The organism is Acidovorax temperans, from assembly GCF_006716905.1.
Lineage (GTDB): Bacteria > Pseudomonadota > Gammaproteobacteria > Burkholderiales > Burkholderiaceae_C > Acidovorax > Acidovorax temperans.
The window spans coordinates 415,773-433,751 of record NZ_VFPV01000004.1; the positions used below are offsets into that span (position 1 = coordinate 415,773).

Below are 17,979 nucleotides of genomic sequence, written 5' to 3' on the forward strand. Positions count from 1 at the left end.
GCCCGAACGTGGTACGCGTCAGGCGGGCAGCATTGAAGGGGCGCGCGTGAGCGCGCCGCATTGATAGCCCCTAATCAGGTCAACTTTTGGGGCTTGGCTTTGCTGGCCTAATTTCCGGACATCGGAGATCGTTCAGTCGAACGCCCTCCACTGAGGTACAGGACGACCTCAAAGTGACTTTTGGCAAAAAAGCCATCGCGAGCAAAAGCCCACGAAATTTTTTTCTGCGCAAGCAGAAATATCTGGCCTAGGGGCCTTTTACTGGGATCGGGCCCAGCTTGTTCAGGGGCCCGCAAGTATTTTGGGTGCGGCGGGCTCACACCAGCAGGCCATAAGGCTAGCTCGCGCTAATCTAGCGGAGCTGATGGCTCTTTGTCAATGCCCATTGAGCGCGTCCGATCAGAAGCTGACTGCCCGGTAACTTTATGCATGTGATCAGCAACTGGTCGATGGGACAAGAGGGCTGTTCCCTTCTGCCCTGTATTCAATCATCATCAAGGGGCAGCACGCCCTGTGGCGGTGTGGGTGGCCACTTTCCTGCGCCGCCGCGCTTTTCAAACCAGCGGTGCATGGCCACGTCTTCTAGGACGTGTTGAGAATCAGCGAGAGTTGATAACCCCAGCTGCGAGATAGATCATCGCTGCGAAGCTGTTATCCGTCTTGTCGCTGCGCATTGCGATACGTTTGAACTCCTTGAGCTTGCAAAAGAAGTTCTCGATCAAGTGGCGCCATTTGTAGACCTCCAGGTCAATCTCCAGTGGCGCTCTCCTGCGGGGCATCTGTGAGATCACCACCTGCGCCCCGCGCTTACCCAACTCCTGGATCAGCCAATTCACATCGAAGGCCTTGTCGGCAAGCAAGGCATCAAAGCGCACATCGGCAATCAGCTCTCTGACCCCTTTGGTGTCGTGGCGCTGCCCTGGCATCAAGACGAACTTCACCAGATTGCCCAATGCATCCGTCAGCGCCAGTATCTTCGTGGTCATGCCGCCCCTCGAGTGGCCTATGGCCTGGCCCGAAGTCCCCCTTTTGCCCCCTGGCCGTGCCGATGCACTTTCACAATCGTGGCATCCACCATCGCATATTCCATGTCCGGCTGCTCGCTCACTGCATCGAACAGACGTTGGAACACATCGGCCTTAACCCAGTCTCTAAAGCGTTTGAACACCGTGTTCCACTTGCCGAACTCTGGCGGCAGGTCTCGCCAGGGGCTGCCTGTGCGGGCAATCCACAGCACTGCCTCAACGAAGCGACGGTTGTCTGTGCCGCTGCGCCCCGGATCACTTGGCTTGCCAAGGCAGTGCGGCTCCATCTTGGCCCATTGTGCGTCTGTCAGTACCCATCGAATGCTCATGCGCCTATTGCATCACAGCCCTCCGAGCCGTTGTGCTTGATTCTCAACAGCCCCTAGTCACCTGTTGAAAAAACACTGGCTGACTCGGCATGAGGGGCAAACGGTTGCCCACAAACTTGGCTGGCTAGGATATCACATTATATTGCAAATCATTCTCAGTTGCATTTTTCACATATTGAAGTCCAGTACGAAGCACATTCGAGACCGGCCATATCTCCTACCGCAGTTCGGCCAGCAGTTGGGCATCACCGCTGGACCTGACCTGGGCTGGCAACGGCCTTCTGCCCAAGAGTTGCCGCGTGCGAGCAGTTGACGCACATGCGAGCGCGCTAGCTCACGCTATCACTCATCTACAGTGCTTAACGACACGACGGCCAGCAACTCGGGAAAAAGATCTGCATGCCACTTGCGCAGATAGCTTTCGATGGCTGGGTGCGCCAACAGTTTGCCCACGTAGCCCTTTGCTACGACCAAGTTGAGCATGTCATCTGCGTAGGTCAACTCAGTAACTCGGTATCGGGCACGCAGGTTCTCAGTCTCCCTCTCCAGTTGATTGATTTGATCTTGGCTCGCACGAGGCGACTTTCGTCTTGGAGTGAGGAGCAAATGGTTTGGCGTGGCGGCCAAGAGGGCTTGGGCATATCGAACCGTCATACAGTTGGCAGCCACCATCATTTCTGCGCACTCGATCTGTCGACTGGGCTTCATCTTTCGCAATGAAGCGGCTACCTGCGTGGAGAACTCTCTGTCTCGAAGGACATGGAGTGCCTCCGAACAGATGCCCTGAAGCAGATGGAGCTTGGAAACGATGACCTTGATGTCGACTGCGAGTGCGTTGGCCATCCGAACCAGGTAGTCCAGGCTGTCAAACCGATAACCCTCAAGCTCAAACCGGTTGTGGTCTGCAAGGCGCAATCGGCAGCTGGCGAAGTCCAATCGCGGGAGTAGGTAGAAGTCCAATGGCTCGTCATTGGAGGGCTTCAGCCGGATGGCAACCGTGATGTCTGGATCAAGACCTGCATCCATGCGCACGCGCCAGGTATGTCGACCGGCTGGGGTACTTTCACAACGGGCTAACACCATCGAGACTGTGAACTCGCCATTGATGCTCAACAGATCAGTTCGGGCATCCCGATTCACCTGACCATGCACGCTCTCGATGACCCGGGTCGTCTCTGCCACGATCTCAGGGTGCAAGCGACGCAGCACCTTGTTGATTTCGAGATACCGATAGTCTCGCAGCGGCTGGAAACCAACCAGGGTGTAGGCACGAATCAGGCTTCCGAACCGGGAGGAATAGGCGGAGGCTGGAGGCATGCCTTCAGACTCATTGATCACGAGCCCCGAGAGGAAGCCCTTTCGGAGATATAGGGACCTCAGGCGTTCAAGTAGCTCGTCATCGGTGAAGCGCCGATACCGCCCACGAATGATCCCCTGTGCGGTGTAGAAGGTTTCCTTGTTGATGAGCGCCTCGAACGCGCCCTCTTTGCGGATCCACATCTCGGGTGCATTGACCACATGAAGCTTCTTGAGCTTGAAGGAAGTCCGATTGAAGAGGTTGTTACCGATGTACTTCTCATTGGTAAGCACCCCGTGGACCAAGCCCCTTGTCCACGTCCCTCCACCCTCAGCTGGGATACTCATCGCGTTGAGTCGTTCAGCAATATTCTTCTCTGCCATCCCTTCTTCGATGAACCAGGTGTAGATGTTCTGCACCACCTGCACCTCGGAGCTTGGCCCTGGTCTGAGGATGACGCGGTCGGTCTGCAGGCTTTTGTGCTCACCGCGGGAGAGGGCGCCCTTCTCCTTCCCGGACTGGTCCAGCAGCACACGCCTCAGGCCGTACCCGGCAGCCCCTCCCTGCCGATAGCCCATTTCGATTAGACGGCACTGGCCAGCAAACACCTTGGTTGAGAGTTCTCTGCTGTATTCGCCAGCCATGGCTCGCTTGACACCCTTGACGATCGTTGCGACGGGCGATCCATCGTTCTCGAACTGTTCGGCGCAATAGGTGACTTGAATTCCGGCCCGACGGCACACGTATTCGTAATAGGCACTCTCGTCCGCATCCTGAAACCGCCCCCAGCGACTGACGTCGTAGACGAGGATCACCTTGAAGGGCGCCTGGCCGGACTCCACCGCCCTCAGCAGGGCTTTGAGTGCATCACGCCCATCTATCCTCAAACCACTTTTGCCCTCGTCCGCGAAAGTCTGGATGACCTCCATGCCTCGCTGCTTTGCATAGACAAGGATCTTGTCCCGCTGGTTATCCGTGGAGTACTGCTGATGCTTGTATCTTTAAACCAGACCAGCGCGGTAGAGTCTGAACGCCGTTGAGGCGGCCAGACCGGCCCGTGCAGTTTGGTAGGCGCTGGGGTGATAGAGCCCGTGACTGAGTACAGAACGCATGGCCGCCGCGCTGGTCTTCGTGAAGCCCGAACGGTTACGCGCGCCTTGATTGAGCGCGCATGCACAAGCAAGGGATCTGAAGATCATGTCTGTTACCTCAGTGACGGTGGGCATCGACGTGGCCAAGGCGCACGTGGATGTCTGTGTGCTGGGTGCCAAGAGCAGCGCCCAGCGGTTTGACAACGATGCCGAAGGCCACTCGGCGCTGGCGGCTGCCCTGCAGCCCCTGGACGTGGGTCTGGTGGTGATGGAGGCCACCGGCGGCTACGAGGCCGCGTTAGCGTGTGCCCTGCAGGCCACAGGCCTGCCCGTGGCGGTCATCAACCCGCGCCAGGCGCGCGACTTCGCCAAATCCATGGGACGCCTGGCCAAGACCGACGCGGTGGATGCGCGCACGCTGGCCGAGCTGGCAGCGGTGCTGCTGCGCCGCGACGATCTGCAGCGCTTCTTGCGCCCCCTGGCCGATGAGCGCCAGCAGTGGCTCGCGGCCCTGGTCACGCGCAGGCGCCAGTTGCTGACCATGCTCCATTCGGAGCGCCAACGGCTGCAGATCACGCCCAAGAAGCTGCACGCCAGCATCGAGGCCATCGAGGCGGCGATCAAGGCGCAGCTCGATGAGATCGAAGAGCAGATGGTCACGCATGTGCGCGAGCACTTTGGGGAGCTCGACACGCTGCTGCAGTCGGCTGCGGGAGTCGGCCCGGTGAGCAGTGCCACGATGATTGCCGAGCTGCCAGAGCTGGGCCGGCTGAACCGGCGCGAGATCGCTGCATTGGTGGGCGTGGCGCCCATGGCCAATGACTCCGGCGGCAGCAAGGGCAGGCGGCGCGTACAAGGCGGGCGCTTCGAGATCCGCCGCGTGCTGTACATGGCAACGCTCACGGCCACCCGCTACAACCCGGCCATCAAGGCCTTCTACGAGCGTCTGAAGGCCGCTGGCAAGTTGCCCAAGGTCGCCCTGGTCGCTTGCATGCGCAAGTTGCTCACCACGCTCAACGCCATGGTGCGCACTGGAAAACCTTGGGACAAGTCGCTTCATTGCGCTTGACTTCGAAGACGGTTACTCAGTCGACATCCTGACGTAGGCTGCCGCAGGAATCAGGGAAGCAGGATTTTTGGGTTCAGCGTGTTGCATGTGTCCCCCAGCGAGAAGACTGCCAACCATTGCGCGATAGGCGAAGGAGCCGCTTTCGCATTCGGGCAGACGTTATCAGTGAGGGCCAATCTCGCCTATCAAGTCGTCTCTTGAGCAGCAGGGGAAGAAGACGCCAGAGCCTGAGCGCACATTTCAATCTTCAAGGTGCACGTGATGAATCCACCAGAGCTCTGGGAGCAATCAATGTCCAAGGAGGGTTCGCGAGGGGCTGCCCGTTTAGCCTTCTTCCTTTTGGGTGAGGACGCGTACTCACAGATCTTCATCAGGGCCTGCGAGATGGCTGCCGCAACATCGATGAGGGAGCATGACCCGTCGCCCCTGCTGCCGCGATAGTTCTTCCAGTAGTCCGGGTTTCGCTTGACCCAAGCCGCATGGGCTTTACTCTGATTCGCAGCGTAGTCCTTGTCACTTCGACGCTTCGTCTTCTGCCAGAGAAGCTTTCGTGCTGCCTGGCACTGCGCTTCTGAGCAGTAAGCTTGGTTAGGGCTCTGAGCCCTTGGGAAAAACTTCTTGCCGCAAGCGCTGCACCAGCGTTCGTTCATGGGGACACCTCCATCACGATAGGGACTGCACACCAACTTAACTTTTGCGTTGCATCCTTAGACTGGCTGCGGTTCCCCCTGCGGTTCCCCCTGCGGTTCCCCCTGCGGTTCCCCCTGCGGTTCCCCCTGCGGTTCCCCCTGCGGTTCCGCCCTTCGGGGGAACCGCAGGCTCACAGACTATCCGCTCTCCCCCGTCACCTCGAGGCCAAGCTATCCGAAGCGAGCCAAGAATGTCAGCGAAACGTAGAAGCCGCGGCGGACGAGACCGACGAATGGGGGAGAACGAGCGAAAAGGATGGCCGGAGATCGGACCATTGATCCTGAGGATCACTGGTGGCAGCCGAGGTGCATGCCAGGAACAAGTCTGATCCAGACAAAGGCGCCCCTAACCCAACCCTCATGCATCAGAGAGGAAGGCTTCTTGGCTCGATTTTTTGGCCCTGTGAGGCATCTTGAGAAAAGTGGTGATGCCTGGTTACCAGCGGATCAAGGTAGCCCGCCACCATCGAACTCAAAGATCAAAATTTTTGCGGTGCTGCACAAAAATGCGTCCTCAGCAAAAGCGTGGACACGGGGTACCGCTTGCACACTCAAACAGGCAAATTTCCTTTTTTGCGCGCGCGCCCGCGTGCGCGCGCTTTTCTTTTAAAGGTCTGCAACAGACCATACGTTTACGCTCACTATTGATCCGGCACGGTTTATTGCAGAGTCCCGATGCCGTTCAACTTGAGCCCGTCGAGGGGCTTCGACACCTCAGCCCGAGCAAGGTTTACGAATAAAGCCTGCCGGATCAATAACTTCTGCCTGAGAAGGGTTCAGTCGTGCCTACCCCCACCGCCACCGAACACGAAGCCCCTGCAGCGCAGGGGCTTTTTTGTTGGCCGAACGGCCTGCACACGGCGACGCTGCTGCATTCAGCGCACCAGCCAGAGGGCACCTTCTTCAAGGGCAATCACGTCACAGTTGCCGGGCACGGCCGGGCCGCCTCGGTCGATCACGAGGAAGTCGGTGGGGGCATCGAGCGCCAGCAGCGGGTGGTGCCAGGTGCCCCGCGCGTAGTTGACGCCCTGGCCGGCTTGCGCCAGAAAGCAGCGGATGGCCTGTGGGTCTGGCGCGGCGCCCGGGGGGGCCACCACCACCAGAAACGGCACCGGCGCCAGCGCCACGAAGGCCTGGCTGCCCAGCGGGTGGCGCTCCATCGTGGCAACAGACAGAGGAAAGGCGCGGGGCTTCGCCCGGAAAAGGCTGACGAGGGTGCGCCCACCTTCGGCGGCTGTGTCGATGTGGGCGAGGTCGTGGTAACGCTCGGCGAAGCCGTCGTTGATGGTGAAGTGCTGCGCGGTGTCGCTGGCTTCGATCACGTCGCCAAAGGGGCGGAAGGCCTCGGCCGTGAGCGGCTCGATCGGCAGGGTGTGGCGCGGCTGGGGCATGCCGTGCTCAGCAATCGATGTCGTGCAGATCGGGCGTGGCCCCCCTGCCCTTGCTGCCGGCGCGCTTGGCGCGCTGCGTGCGCTTGCTGAAGGCCAGGCCCATGGCCAGCGTCTGGGCCAGGCACAGGGCCGAGGTGAGCGAGCGAAAGCCCAGCAGCTTGGCGTCGTTGACTTCCAGCACCAGGTCGGCGTCCTTGGCCACGGGGCTGAGAAAGGCGTTGGTGATGGCCAGGCGCTTGGCGCCCTGCGCGCGCACCTGCTCGCACACGGCCAGCGTGTCGCTCGCGTAGGGCGGGAAGCTGACGGCGATGAGCAGGTCTTGCTCGTTGGCGCCGAAGGCCTGCTCGGCGATGGCGCCGCCCAGGCCATTGAGCTGCACGGCGGGCTGGCCGACGCGGTTGAGCGCATAGGTGAGGTAGGCCGCCACGGCATAGGAGCGGCGCAGGCCGACCACGTAGACCATGCGCGCGCTCTGAATGAGGGCGATGGCCTGCTTCAGGGGCAGCGCGGCGGCGTCGTCGGCCAGGTGCTCCAGCGAGACGATGTTGGCCTGGCTGAAGGCCTGCAGCACCTCGGCGGGATCGGCGGGGTTGTCCAGCGCCTGCTCGCCGCCGTAGTGGCGGATGCGCTCGCGAAAGGTGGGTTTCACGGCGTCTTGCAGCGGCGCGATGAAGAGGCGCTGCAGGTCGGAATAGCCGTCGAAGCCGAGGGCCTTGGCCATGCGCACAAAGGCGGACGGCGCCATGCCGGCGGCGGCGGCCACGCTGGCGATGGAGTTCAGCGCCACGTCGTTGGGGTGCTCCAGCGCGTGACGGGCGGCGTCGCGCATGCGCGGCGTGAGGCGCTCGCTCTCGCGCGCGATCAGCTCGCGCAGCTCGTCGAGGTTGGTGGGTTTGGGGGCCTTCTTGTTCGCCTTGGTCACCATGTCCGCGGGGTCTGTGGAGTGAGGGAATGGCCCGCGCTCAGAAAGCGCGAACCTCGCCGCGTGGCACAAAGCGTCCCAGGCCTTCGCGGCCGTGCCATTGCTGGCCGTCCACGATCAACTGGCCGCGCAGGAACACCTTCTCGACGCGCCCCTGCAATGTACGGCCTTCGAGTAGGGTGTAGTCGCAGTTGCTGTGCAGCTCGCTGGCGCGAATGGTCTGAGAGGCCGCGGGGTTGAAGAGCACCACGTCGGCGTCGCTGCCCACGGCGATGGTGCCCTTGCGGGGGAACAGGCCGAAGAGCTTGGCCGGCGTGGTGGAGGTGAGCTCGACGAAGCGGTTGAGCGAGAGCTTGCCGCGCATCACGCCGATGTCGAACAGGCTCACCAGCCGGGTCTCGATGCCGGGCGCGCCGTTGGGAATGAGCGAGAAGTCGTCCTGGCCGCGCATCTTCTGCAACTGGTAGCCCAGGTGGCCTTCTTTCATGCAGAAGGGGCAGTGGTCGGTGGCGATCACTTGCAGGTCGTCGTAGCGCAGGGCGCGCCACAGGTGCTGCTGGTCGTCGGGCTTGCGCAGCGGCGGTGTCATGACGTACTTGGCGGTGGCGAAGTCGTCGTTGTTGTAGACCGAGTCGTCGAACAGCAGGTAGTGGGGGCAGGTCTCGGCGAACACGGGAATGCCTTCGTCGCGCGCGGCGACGATGTGCTTGAGCGCCTGGTTGCTGGAGACGTGCACGAAGTAGATGGGGGCCTCGGCCAGTTCGGCCAGGCGAATGCCGCGGTGGGTGGCCTCGCCTTCCATGATGGCGGGGCGGGTGAGCGCGTGGTAGCGCGGCGAGGTGTGGCCGGCCGCGAGGGCTTCCTTGATGAGCAGGTCGATCACGGTGCCGTTCTCGGCGTGCAGCGCCACCATGCCGCCCTCGGAGCCCACCTGGCGCAGCATACGGAAGATGGCGGCGTCGTCGGCCATCATCACGCCCGGGTAGGCCATGAACATCTTGAAGCTGGTCACGCCTTCGTGGCGCATGGCGTGGCGCACGTCTTGCAGCACCTGGTCGTCCACGCGGGTGACGATCACGTGCAGGCTGTAGTCCACGTTCACCTGCGGGTCGGCGCTGCGCCGGGCGCGCTCGATGGCGCCCAGGGGCGAATCGACGGCGGTCTGCAGGGCGAAATCGACCACGGTGGTGGTGCCGCCAAAGGCGGCGGCCTTGGTGCCGCTGGCGAAGGTGTCGCAGGTGATGGTGGGGCCGATCACGTTTTCCATGTGCACGTGGGTGTCCACGCCACCGGGCAGCACATACAGGCCGCTGGCGTCCACCACGGCCACGTCGGGCCCCACGGCGATGTGCTGGCCGATGGCGTCGATGACCCCGTCCCGCATCAGCACGTCGGCCACGTAATCGTCGGTGGCGGTGATGACGCGCCCGCCCCGGATCAGCACCGGGCTGCCGTGGGCCAGGCTGGCCTTGGCCGAGGTGGCCACGGCGGCCACGCTGGGTGGGCGGGGGTGGCCGTGGGCCGCGTCGGTGCAGGCCGGGTCAACGCAGGCGTAGGGTCTGGGTGTCATGCGGCCTCTCCGGTGTCGGGCGCGGCGTTCACTGGATCACCTCGTCCAGGTGCTGGATCAGGCGGTCGATCTCGTCGAGCGTGTTGTAGTGGGCGATGGACACGCGCACCACCCCGCCCTGCGCCTGCAGGCCCAGGACCTCGATCAGGCGCTTGGCGTAGAAATCACCGAAGCGGATGCCGATGCCGAACCGGTCCACGTGGCGCACGATGGCCTCGGACGACTGCTGGCCGGCCACGAAGGAGATGGTGGGCACGCGTTGGCCGTCGGTGGCGCTGTCGTGGCCGATCACGCGCACCGAGGGTTTGCTGCGCAGGTAGGCCAGCAGGCGCTCGGCGAGCAGGTTTTCGTGGGCCTCGAAGGCGTCGAAGGCGGCCTGCATTTTCTGGCGCTCGGTGCCGGTGGCGCCCAGGGTCTCGCCCACGTGCACCAGGTAGTCGCTGATGCCGATGCAGCCGTAAGACAGCTCGTAATTGACGTTGCCGGGCTGCAGCTTGTAGGGCACCACCTCGGGGCCAATGAAGTAATGGTTGAGGCTGGGCAGGCCCAGCAGCAGGTCGCGCCGCAGCCAGAGCACGGCGTAATGCGGGCCGAAGACCTTGTAGAAACTGAACACGTAGGCGTCGGCGCCACTGGCCTGCACGTCCACCAGGCGGTGGGGGGCGTAGGCCACGGCGTCCACGCACATGCGCCCACCCACCGCGTGCACGCGCCGCGCCACCTCGGCCACCGGGTTCACCGTGCCCAGGATGTTGGAGGCGTGGGTCATGGCCACCCAGGTGGTGCGGGGCGAGAGCAGGCGATCGAGGTCGGCCAGGTCAAGCGCCAGCGTCTGCGGGTTCACCTCCCACACCTTCACCACCGCGCCGGCCTGGCGCAGGCGCATCCAGCAGCCGATGTTGGCCTCGTGGTCGGTGTTGGTGACCACGATCTCATCGCCCGGTTTCACGCCGGGCAACAGCGCCTGGGTGAACAGGAACATGAGCGAGGTGGTGGCACCGCCCATCACCACCTCGTCGTCGGCCGGGGCGTTGATGAGCTGGGCCACCGAGCGGCGCGCGGCCAGCACGCGCTCGCCGGCCGCCTGGCTCTGGGCGTAGCTGGCGCCGAGCTGCACGCTGCTGGTGAGCAGGTAGTCGCTCACGCGGTCGGCCACGCGCTTGAGCACCTGCGAGCCGCCAGCGTTGTCCAGGTAGACACAGCCGTCTTGCAGGGCGGGAAATTCGGCGCGGACGAGGTCGAGGTTGAGGGCGTTAAGGGACATGGGCATTCGGGGTTCAGTGGGCAAGAATGGCCTGCAGGAAGGCCTGGGTGCGGGGCTCGCGAGGGGTATCGAAGAACACCTCGGGCGGGGCCTCTTCGACCACGCTGCCCGCCTCCATGAAGATCACGCGGTCGGCCACGCGGCGGGCAAAGCCCATCTCGTGCGTGACCACCACCATCGTCACGCCGCTGCGCGCGAGGTCTTGCATCACGTCCAGCACCTCGCCCACCATCTCGGGGTCAAGGGCCGAGGTGGGCTCGTCGAACAGCAGCACCTTGGGCTCCATGGCCATGGCGCGGGCGATGGCCACGCGCTGCTGCTGGCCGCCCGAGAGCTGGCCGGGGAATTTGTGGGCGTGCTCGGCCAGGCCCACCCGGGCAAGCAAGGCACGGGCGCGCGCTTCGGCGTCTTTCTTGGGCAGGCCGCGCACGCGCAGCGGGCCCAGCGCCACGTTGGCCAGCACGCTGAGGTGGGGGAAGAGGTTGAAGCTCTGGAACACCATGCCCACCTCGGCCCGTACCTTGGCCAGGCCACGGCCGCGCACCACCTTTTCGCCGTCCACCGTCACCTCGCCCTGCTGGTAGTCCTCCAGCAGGTTGAGGCAGCGGATGAGGGTGGACTTGCCCGAGCCGGAAGGCCCGAGCACCACCACCACCTCGCCAAGCGCGATGTCGAGGTCAATGCCCTTGAGGGCCTCGAAGTTGCCGTAGGACTTGCGCAAGCCCCGAATCTGGATCAGTGCGGCCATGGTTGAGAGGAAGGGCAATGGGACATCAGCGCTGGCTGGCGCGGTGCCGGGTTTCAAAGTAGCCAACCAGCCGCACCAGCGGCAGCAGCAGCAAGAGGTAGAGCACGGCCGCGCCAATCAGCGGCGTGGGGTTGGCGGCCAGGGCCTGCGCCTGCGTGGCCTGCTTGAGCAGGTCGGGCATGGCCACCACCGAGGCGAGGGCGGTGTCCTTGAGCACGTTGATGCAGTTGCTGGTGAGCGGCGGCACGACGATGCGAAACGCCTGCGGCAGGATCACGTCGCGCATGCTGCTGAAAAAGCCCAGGCCGATGGCGTCAGCCGCCTCGAACTGGCCCTTGGGAATGGCCTCGATGCCGGCGCGAAAGATCTCGGCCGTGTAGGCGCACGACACCATGGAGAGCGCCAGCGCGGCGGCGCTGAAGGAACTCAGGCGCACGCCCACGAAGGGCAGCGCGTAGTACACCAGCACCAGCAGCACCAGCAGCGGGATGGAGCGGAACACATCGGTGTAGATGCGCGCCAGCACCTGCAGCGGCGCCGGCCCGTACAGGCGCAGCAGCGCCAGCAGCAGGCCGGACACCAGCCCCGCCACGATGCTCACCACCCCGAGCACCACCGTGACCCCAAGGCCTTCCAGCAGTAGCGGCAGGGCCTGCAAAAAGACGGGCCAGTTGAAAAAGGTGGTGATCAGGTCCATGGGCGTGGGGCTGGGGTCTCAGGTGGAAGCGGGGGGTGTCAGAGCTTGGGCACGTCCATCACCTTCACGGTGGACGAGGTCTCGGGCGGGGTGCTGCCAAACCACTTCTTGTGGATCGAGGCCAGGTAGCCCTCTTTCTTGAGCGTGGTCAGGATGTCGTTGACCTTGGCGGCGTCGGGGAAGGTCTTGGCGAACATGAAGGAATAGCGCTCGGACGTGGGGATGCGCGCAGCGATGCGGTACTGCGGCTTGTCCTTGATGTAGTACTCCAGCGCCGGGATGTCGCTGATGTAGCCGTCGATGCGACCGGAGGCCAGGTCAAGCATGGCGGGGGCCAGGCCTTCGTAGCGGCTGATCTTGGCGATCTTGAGCTTGGCGGTGTTCTCGGTGGCGTAGATGTCGCCGGTGGAGGCGGTGTCAACGCCCACGGTCTTGCCCGCCAGGTCGTCGAGCTTGTTGATCTTGGCGGCCTTCGTGACGGTCAGGGCCTGGTCGCTGTCGTAATACGGCTGGGCGAAGGCCAGGGTCTCCAGGCGCTTGGGCGTGATGGTGATGGAGGAGATGGCGATCTGGATGCGGTTGGACTGCACGGCCGGGAACAGGCCGTTGAAGGGAATGTTCTCGATCTGCACCGTCTTGCCGGCGCGCTTGGCCACTTCGTTGACCAGGTCGATCTCGAAGCCGACGAACTTGCCCGAGGCGTCCTGGAACTCCCAGGGCACGTTGCCGATGTTGGCGCCGACCACCCAGTCGGCGGCCCAGGCGGGCGTGGCGGCGGCGGCCACCGAGGCAAAGGCAAACGCAAGCCTTGCGGCCAGTGATTTCAGTTTCATGGTGAGTGACTCCAGTGGGAAAAGTGGGGGAACTTGAAAGAGAACCTGGCCTTGTGGGAGGGCGCCGGTGGCGTGCCTTGCGTGCCTGACACGCGGGTCACACGATAGCAAAATGAAACGATTAAATCAACAATTGAATCAAATGATTTTTTTATTCCAATGTGGTGCGCAGGCGCCGCCACGGTGCGTTGGCACGCACCCAAATGGGGAACTCAAGTGAGCGACGAAAAGGCGACTGCCTGGCGCAGGTGGGCCAGCCGCTCGGCACTGGGCATCGGCGCGGCCTGCGCCGCCGGTGGCAAGGCGCAGGCCCAGCGCGCGGCGGCCATGACGCTGTCGATCAGGGGCACGGGCACCTGGGCCTGCAACTGCGCGGCCACGCCCGCCAGCCCTGCCCCACCCACGATGACCGAGTTCACCCCCCAGCGCTGCTGCGCCGTGCGGCAGGCCTGGGCCAGCAGCGCACGCGCGCCCACCGGGTCGGCCGCCAGTTGCGCGCCGGTGGGGGCCACGGTGTGCACGCCGGCCAAGCGATCGCCCAGCCCCAGCGACGTGGCCAGGCGCTGCAGCATGGGCCCCCAGCGCTCGCCGCCGGTGACCACCGCGAACGGCCCCAGCCGCGCGGCCTCGTGAAAGGCCGCCTCGGCCAGGCCGCTCACCGGCACCGGGCTGCACTCGCGCAGGGCCAGCAGGCCCGGGTCGCCAAAGCAGGCGATCAACACGGCGTGCGGTGCGGGCACCGGACTTTGCAGCGCGTGCAGCCAGGCGTCCAGCACGGCATGGCCGGCCACCGCGCAGCCCACCTCGTCGCTGAGGTAAGGCGAGCCAAAGCGCGCCGTCACCGCGCGCACCGCCAGCGCGGGCGCCAGCGCCGGGGCCAGGTGCCGCACCACCAGGTCGGTGACCGAGGCCGAGGTGTTGGGGTTGATGACGAGCAGTGCGGGGGTCATGCGGGGGCAGTCGACAAGGTGTGGAGAAAGGCCGCGAGCGAGCGCCGGATGAGGTCGGGGGCGATGCCCTGGGTGATGAAGACCAGGCGCGAGCGCCGCTCGCCTGGCGGCCAGGCCGGCAGGTGCTCGGGCGGGTGAATCAGGTGCTGCACGCCGTGCACCACCACCGGCCGCTCGGCGCCTTGCACATGGAGCAGGCCCTTGACGCGCAGCACCCGCTGCCCGTGGGTGTGCAGCAGCAGGCTGAGCCAGACGCCGAACACCGTCCAGTCCACCCCGTGCTCCAGCTCCAGCGCGAACGAGCCGATACCACCGGGCGCGCCTGGCGGCGCTTGCACCAGGGAGCGGTGAACGCCCAGCGGGCCGCGCTCGGGCACCGCGTGCCGCGCGCCAGCGCTGCCTTCGCCCCCCTCATCGCCGAGCAGGGCACCGGCCGCCAGCGCCTGGCCACCGGACTCGTGCACCACGGCCAAGGCATTCAGGCAGGCCAGCCGCTCGCGCAGGGCCTGCACCGCCTCGGGGGCCGCCAGGTCGGTCTTGGTGACGATGAGCCGGTCGGCCACGGCCACCTGCTTGGCGGCCTCGGGAAAGCGCGCCAGCGTGTCGGTGGCGTTGACCGCGTCCACCGTGGTGATGACGCTGCCCACGCGAAAGTGGTGGCGAATGACGCGCTCGTGCATCAGGGTGGACAGCACGGGCGTGGGGTCGGCCAGGCCGGTGGTCTCGATCACCAGGCGCCGAAAGGCGGGCACGGTGCCGGCGTCGCGCTGCGCGTGCAGCGAGCGCACGGCCTCGGCCAGGTCACCGCGCACGGTGCAGCAAATGCAGCCCGAGGGCAGCAGCACCACCTCGCCTTGCACGGCTTCGATGAGGTGGTGGTCCACTCCCACCTCGCCGAACTCGTTGACCAGCACCGCGCAGTCGGCGAACTCGGGGCTCTTGAGCAGGTGGTTGAGCAGCGTGGTCTTGCCCGAGCCCAGAAAGCCGGTGAGCAGGTGCACCGGAATCGGCTCGTTCATGGCGCCGCCCCGCCCTGTCCGCTTGCCTCGTGCAGCCGGGCCCACAGGGCCGGGTCCAGCGGGTCGATGGCCAGGCCGCTCATGGCCTGCGCCGTGGCCCACACCTCGGGCAGGCTGTTGAGCACCTCGCGCTTGCCGGTGGGGCTGCTGAGCACCAGGGCCGAGCCTTGCCAGTCGTCCAGGCGCAGGCGTTGCAGGTGCAACAGCGCGTTGCACACGCGCACTTGGTGCTGGCGCTCGGCGCGCCGGGTGAGCGCGGCGTCCAGCCGCCCGGCGGCCTGGCTCCAGTGGGCGGGCCCGCCCAGGGTTCCGCACAGGCCACACATGGCGGCTCGACCCGGGTGGCCTCAGGCCAGGCGCGGGCAGCGCCGGGCGAAGTCGTCGGCCATTTCGTCCATGGTGACGAAGCGCACGCCGGGGTGGCGGCTCATGTGGGCGAACAGGCGCTCCAGCATCAGCAGCACCTGCGGGCGGCCGGCCACGTCGGGGTGGATGGTGATGGGGAAGACCGCGTAGTCGTGCTCGCGGTAGACCCAGTCGAACTGGTCGCGCCACATCTCTTCCAGGTGGCGCGGGTTCACGAAGCCGTGGCTGTTGGGCGACTTCTTGATGAACATCATCGGCGGCAGGTCGTCGAGGTACCAGTTGGCGGGAATCTCGATCAGGTCGGTCTCCACGCCGCGCACCAGCGGCTTCATCCAGGTCTCGGGCTTGTTGGCGTAGTTGATGTTGGTCCACTGGTCGCCCACGCGCACGTAGTAGGGCTGGAAGTCGTGGTGCATGAGCGAGTGGTCGTACTTGATGCCCTTCTTCAGCAGCAGCTCGTTGGTCACGCGCGAGAACTCCCACCACGGCGCCACGTAGCCCGTGGGCCGCTTGCCCGAGAGCTGGGTGACGAGTTCGATGCACTTGTCCAGCACCTCTTCTTCCTGGGCCGGGGTCATGGCGATCGGGTTCTCGTGGGTGTAGCCGTGAATGCCGATCTCGTGTCCGGCGTCGGCCACGGCCTGCATCTGGCGCGGGAAGGTCTCGATGGAGTGGCCCGGAATGAACCATGTGGTCTTGATGCCGAAGCGCTCGAAGAGCGTGAGCAATCGAGGGGTGCCGACCTCGCCCGAGAACATGCCGCGCGAGATGTCGTCGGGCGAGTCTTCGCCACCGTAAGAGCCGATCCAGCCGGCCACGGCGTCAACGTCGACGCCAAAGCCGCAAAGTATTTCTTTTGCCATGTTTTCTCCTGTGTTCGAGTGATCGCGGGTGCCTCAGGCTGGGTGGCCCTTGGCCTGGCGGCGGCGGAAGAAATGGGCCAGCGCCAGCGCGAGGGCCATCACCACCAGCGAAACAAAGGTGGTGACCGTGCCCAGCGCGTAGATGGCGGGCGTGGTGACGGTGGTGGTGAGGCCCTGCAGTTCCAGCGGCAGGGTGTTCACGTCGCCAATGGCCTGTGAGGTGCGGGCGATCTCGTCCCAGCTCAGGGTGAAGCCGAACATGCCCACGCCCACCACCGAGGGCGCGATCAGCGGCAGCACCACGTGGCGAAAGCCTTGCCAGGGCGTGGCCCCCAGGTCACGCGCCGCCTCTTCGTAGCTGGGGTTGAAGCGGTTGAAGATGGCGAACATGATGAGCAGGCCGAAGGGCAGCGTCCAGGTGAGGTGCGCACCCAGGGCCGACGAGTACAGGCCCAGCGTGGTGGTGAAGCTCTCTTGCTGCGCGGTCATGCCCAGGGCCTCGAAGGCCCACTTCAGCCCGGTGTCGAGCAGCCGGAACTCCAGGCCGATGCCCAGCGACACGATGATGGACGGCATGATCAGGCTGGCCACCACCACGAAGAACAGCGCGTGGCCGCCCTTCAGCCGCTTGCGAAAGGCCAGCCCGGCCAGCACCGACAAGACCACGGTGAGCACCATCACCGCCAGGCCCAGGCCCAGCGAGCGCTTGAGCGCAGCGCCAATGTCCACCACGCCCAGGCCCTCGGCGAGCTGGCGGAACCAGTGCAGCGAGAAGCCGCGAATGGGAAAGGTCAGCCCGCCTTCCGGGCCCTGAAAACTCAGCACCACGATCACCAGCATGGGGCCGTAGAGGAAGGCCACGAAGGCCGCGAAGAACAGCGCAAGGAACCAGAAGCTGGCGGGGCGTTTGTCGCGGGTCATGGCTCAAAGCTCCTTGCGCACATCGACCAGGCGAGTGAGCGCCCAGATGATCATGAGCACCAGCGCCAGCAGGATCACGGCGTTGGCGGCGGCCAGCGGGAACTGCAGGTACGAGGTCTGCACCTGAATGATCTTGCCCACCGAGGCGATCTGCTGCCCGCCCATCACGCCGACGGTGACGAAGTCGCCCATGACGATGGTGATGACGAAGATCGAGCCCACGATGATGCCGGTGCGCGAGAGCGGCACGATCACATTCCACAGGGTTTGCCAGGCCGAGGCGCCGCTGTCGCTGGCGGCCTCCAGCAGGCTGCGGTCGATGCGCATCATCGAGTTGAAGATGGGCACGATCATGAACATGGTGTAGAGGTGCACGAAGGCCAGCACCACCGAGAAGTCGGAGAACAGCAACCACTCGACGGGCTGCTCCACCAGGCCCAGCCCCATCAGGCTCTGGTTCACCAGGCCGTTGCGCCCCAGCAGCGGCACCCACGAGATCATGCGGATCACGTTGGACGTCCAGAAGGGCACGGTGCACAGCACGAACAGCAGCGTCTGCACGGTGCTGGAGCGCACGTGAAAGGCCAGGAAGTACGACACCGTGAAGCCCACCACCAGCGTGATCAGCCACACCAGCAGGCTGAACTTGAAGGTGGAGAGGTAGGTCTTGAAGGTGGTGCACAGCTCTTGCGTGTTGCCACAGCCTTCAAAGATGGAGACGTAGTTCTTGGCCGTGAAGGCCGGCAGCAACTCGTATTCGTTGAAGTCCCAGAAGCTCACCATGCCGATGAGCGCCAGGGGCAGCAGAAAGAACAGCACGAACACCGCCGTCAGGGGCAGCGCCTGCCACCAGGCGGCCAGGGCCCGGCCCGGGCTGCCGGATGACGGTGCGTGCGCAGAGACGGCGGGGGTGCTCATGGCGGGCTCAGCTCAGG

At 64.8% G+C, this 17,979-nt stretch carries 16 protein-coding genes and 1 pseudogene; 1 reads left to right on the forward strand and 16 read right to left on the reverse strand.

The features are described 5' to 3' along the window. Positions 1-599 precede the first annotated feature (599 nt). A protein-coding gene (locus BDD18_RS20540; protein WP_142085575.1) for an IS5 family transposase occupies positions 600-1,354 on the reverse strand; the annotation gives its coding sequence in 2 pieces (ribosomal slippage) (positions 600-1,021 and positions 1,021-1,354; 756 coding nt in all). A gap of 342 nt (positions 1,355-1,696) precedes the next feature. Then, positions 1,697-3,646 (reverse strand): annotated as a pseudogene (locus tag BDD18_RS20545) (plasmid partitioning protein RepB C-terminal domain-containing protein); the annotation flags it as partial. Between the two features lie 202 nt (positions 3,647-3,848). Between BDD18_RS20545 and BDD18_RS20555 the strand changes: the two are divergent. Beyond that, a complete protein-coding gene (locus BDD18_RS20555) occupies positions 3,849-4,811 on the forward strand; it encodes an IS110 family RNA-guided transposase (RefSeq protein ID WP_420837294.1) in 963 nt (320 codons plus the stop codon). Between the two features lie 185 nt (positions 4,812-4,996). Here BDD18_RS20555 and BDD18_RS20560 read toward each other — a convergent pair whose 3' ends face one another. The 14 genes from BDD18_RS20560 to BDD18_RS20625 all read right to left on the reverse strand — a co-directional run bounded on the left by BDD18_RS20560 (position 4,997) and on the right by BDD18_RS20625 (position 17,962). Further along, positions 4,997-5,461, reverse strand: a complete 465-nt coding sequence (locus BDD18_RS20560) for a hypothetical protein (protein ID WP_142085577.1) — start codon at positions 5,459-5,461, stop codon at positions 4,997-4,999. Positions 5,462-6,375: 914 nt separating this feature from the next. After that, positions 6,376-6,891, reverse strand: coding sequence for an ureidoglycolate lyase (locus BDD18_RS20565; protein ID WP_142085579.1), 516 nt, complete (start codon positions 6,889-6,891; stop codon positions 6,376-6,378). A 7-nt stretch (positions 6,892-6,898) separates the two neighbouring features. Continuing rightward, complete coding sequence (locus BDD18_RS20570; RefSeq protein WP_142085581.1) at positions 6,899-7,816, reverse strand: MurR/RpiR family transcriptional regulator; 918 nt, start codon at positions 7,814-7,816, stop codon at positions 6,899-6,901. Between the two features lie 37 nt (positions 7,817-7,853). Then, positions 7,854-9,383: a dihydropyrimidinase gene (gene hydA / locus BDD18_RS20575; RefSeq protein ID WP_142085583.1), complete on the reverse strand. Its 1,530-nt coding sequence runs from the start codon at positions 9,381-9,383 to the stop codon at positions 7,854-7,856. A gap of 28 nt (positions 9,384-9,411) precedes the next feature. Continuing rightward, positions 9,412-10,647 (reverse strand): cysteine desulfurase-like protein, encoded by a 1,236-nt coding sequence (locus BDD18_RS20580; RefSeq protein ID WP_142085585.1) that lies wholly within the window; start codon positions 10,645-10,647, stop codon positions 9,412-9,414. 13 nt (positions 10,648-10,660) lie between these two features. Continuing rightward, positions 10,661-11,395, reverse strand: coding sequence for an amino acid ABC transporter ATP-binding protein (locus BDD18_RS20585; RefSeq protein WP_142085587.1), 735 nt, complete (start codon positions 11,393-11,395; stop codon positions 10,661-10,663). A 25-nt stretch (positions 11,396-11,420) separates the two neighbouring features. Beyond that, the gene (locus BDD18_RS20590; protein WP_142085589.1) at positions 11,421-12,092 is read right to left on the reverse strand and encodes an amino acid ABC transporter permease; all 672 of its coding nucleotides are present in this window, start codon (positions 12,090-12,092) and stop codon (positions 11,421-11,423) included. 38 nt (positions 12,093-12,130) lie between these two features. Further along, positions 12,131-12,925 (reverse strand): transporter substrate-binding domain-containing protein, encoded by a 795-nt coding sequence (locus tag BDD18_RS20595; RefSeq protein WP_142085591.1) that lies wholly within the window; start codon positions 12,923-12,925, stop codon positions 12,131-12,133. Positions 12,926-13,137: 212 nt separating this feature from the next. Continuing rightward, on the reverse strand, positions 13,138-13,875 hold the full coding sequence (locus tag BDD18_RS20600) for an aspartate/glutamate racemase family protein (protein ID WP_142085593.1): 738 nt from the start codon (positions 13,873-13,875) through the stop codon (positions 13,138-13,140). Then, a complete protein-coding gene (locus BDD18_RS20605) occupies positions 13,872-14,894 on the reverse strand; it encodes a CobW family GTP-binding protein (RefSeq protein ID WP_142085595.1) in 1,023 nt (340 codons plus the stop codon). The genes BDD18_RS20600 and BDD18_RS20605 overlap by 4 nt, the downstream gene beginning before the upstream one ends. Beyond that, entirely contained in the window at positions 14,891-15,220 is a 330-nt protein-coding gene (locus BDD18_RS20610; protein ID WP_142085597.1) for a hypothetical protein, read from the reverse strand. The genes BDD18_RS20605 and BDD18_RS20610 overlap by 4 nt, the downstream gene beginning before the upstream one ends. A 21-nt stretch (positions 15,221-15,241) precedes the next feature. After that, on the reverse strand, positions 15,242-16,123 hold the full coding sequence (locus tag BDD18_RS20615) for a polysaccharide deacetylase family protein (RefSeq protein ID WP_142085599.1): 882 nt from the start codon (positions 16,121-16,123) through the stop codon (positions 15,242-15,244). Between the two features lie 33 nt (positions 16,124-16,156). Further along, positions 16,157-17,044: an ABC transporter permease gene (locus BDD18_RS20620; protein WP_142085601.1), complete on the reverse strand. Its 888-nt coding sequence runs from the start codon at positions 17,042-17,044 to the stop codon at positions 16,157-16,159. 3 nt (positions 17,045-17,047) lie between these two features. After that, positions 17,048-17,962, reverse strand: a complete 915-nt coding sequence (locus tag BDD18_RS20625) for an ABC transporter permease (protein ID WP_142085603.1) — start codon at positions 17,960-17,962, stop codon at positions 17,048-17,050. Positions 17,963-17,979: the final 17 nt, after the last annotated feature.

Bases quoted from the DNA above. Each gene is read 5' to 3' on its own strand.
- BDD18_RS20620 (WP_142085601.1), bottom strand. From the start codon at position 17,044: ATGACCCGCGACAAACGCCCCGCCAGCTTCTGGTTCCTTGCGCTGTTC.
- BDD18_RS20615 (WP_142085599.1), bottom strand. From the start codon at position 16,123: ATGGCAAAAGAAATACTTTGCGGCTTTGGCGTCGACGTTGACGCCGTG.
- BDD18_RS20585 (WP_142085587.1), bottom strand. From the start codon at position 11,395: ATGGCCGCACTGATCCAGATTCGGGGCTTGCGCAAGTCCTACGGCAAC.
- BDD18_RS20605 (WP_142085595.1), bottom strand. From the start codon at position 14,894: ATGAACGAGCCGATTCCGGTGCACCTGCTCACCGGCTTTCTGGGCTCG.
- BDD18_RS20570 (WP_142085581.1), bottom strand. From the start codon at position 7,816: ATGGTGACCAAGGCGAACAAGAAGGCCCCCAAACCCACCAACCTCGAC.
- hydA (WP_142085583.1), bottom strand. From the start codon at position 9,383: ATGACACCCAGACCCTACGCCTGCGTTGACCCGGCCTGCACCGACGCG.
- BDD18_RS20590 (WP_142085589.1), bottom strand. From the start codon at position 12,092: ATGGACCTGATCACCACCTTTTTCAACTGGCCCGTCTTTTTGCAGGCC.
- BDD18_RS20625 (WP_142085603.1), bottom strand. From the start codon at position 17,962: ATGAGCACCCCCGCCGTCTCTGCGCACGCACCGTCATCCGGCAGCCCG.
- BDD18_RS20600 (WP_142085593.1), bottom strand. From the start codon at position 13,875: ATGACCCCCGCACTGCTCGTCATCAACCCCAACACCTCGGCCTCGGTC.
- BDD18_RS20555 (WP_420837294.1), top strand. From the start codon at position 3,849: ATGTCTGTTACCTCAGTGACGGTGGGCATCGACGTGGCCAAGGCGCAC.
- BDD18_RS20560 (WP_142085577.1), bottom strand. From the start codon at position 5,461: ATGAACGAACGCTGGTGCAGCGCTTGCGGCAAGAAGTTTTTCCCAAGG.
- BDD18_RS20580 (WP_142085585.1), bottom strand. From the start codon at position 10,647: ATGTCCCTTAACGCCCTCAACCTCGACCTCGTCCGCGCCGAATTTCCC.
- BDD18_RS20565 (WP_142085579.1), bottom strand. From the start codon at position 6,891: ATGCCCCAGCCGCGCCACACCCTGCCGATCGAGCCGCTCACGGCCGAG.
- BDD18_RS20610 (WP_142085597.1), bottom strand. From the start codon at position 15,220: ATGTGTGGCCTGTGCGGAACCCTGGGCGGGCCCGCCCACTGGAGCCAG.
- BDD18_RS20595 (WP_142085591.1), bottom strand. From the start codon at position 12,925: ATGAAACTGAAATCACTGGCCGCAAGGCTTGCGTTTGCCTTTGCCTCG.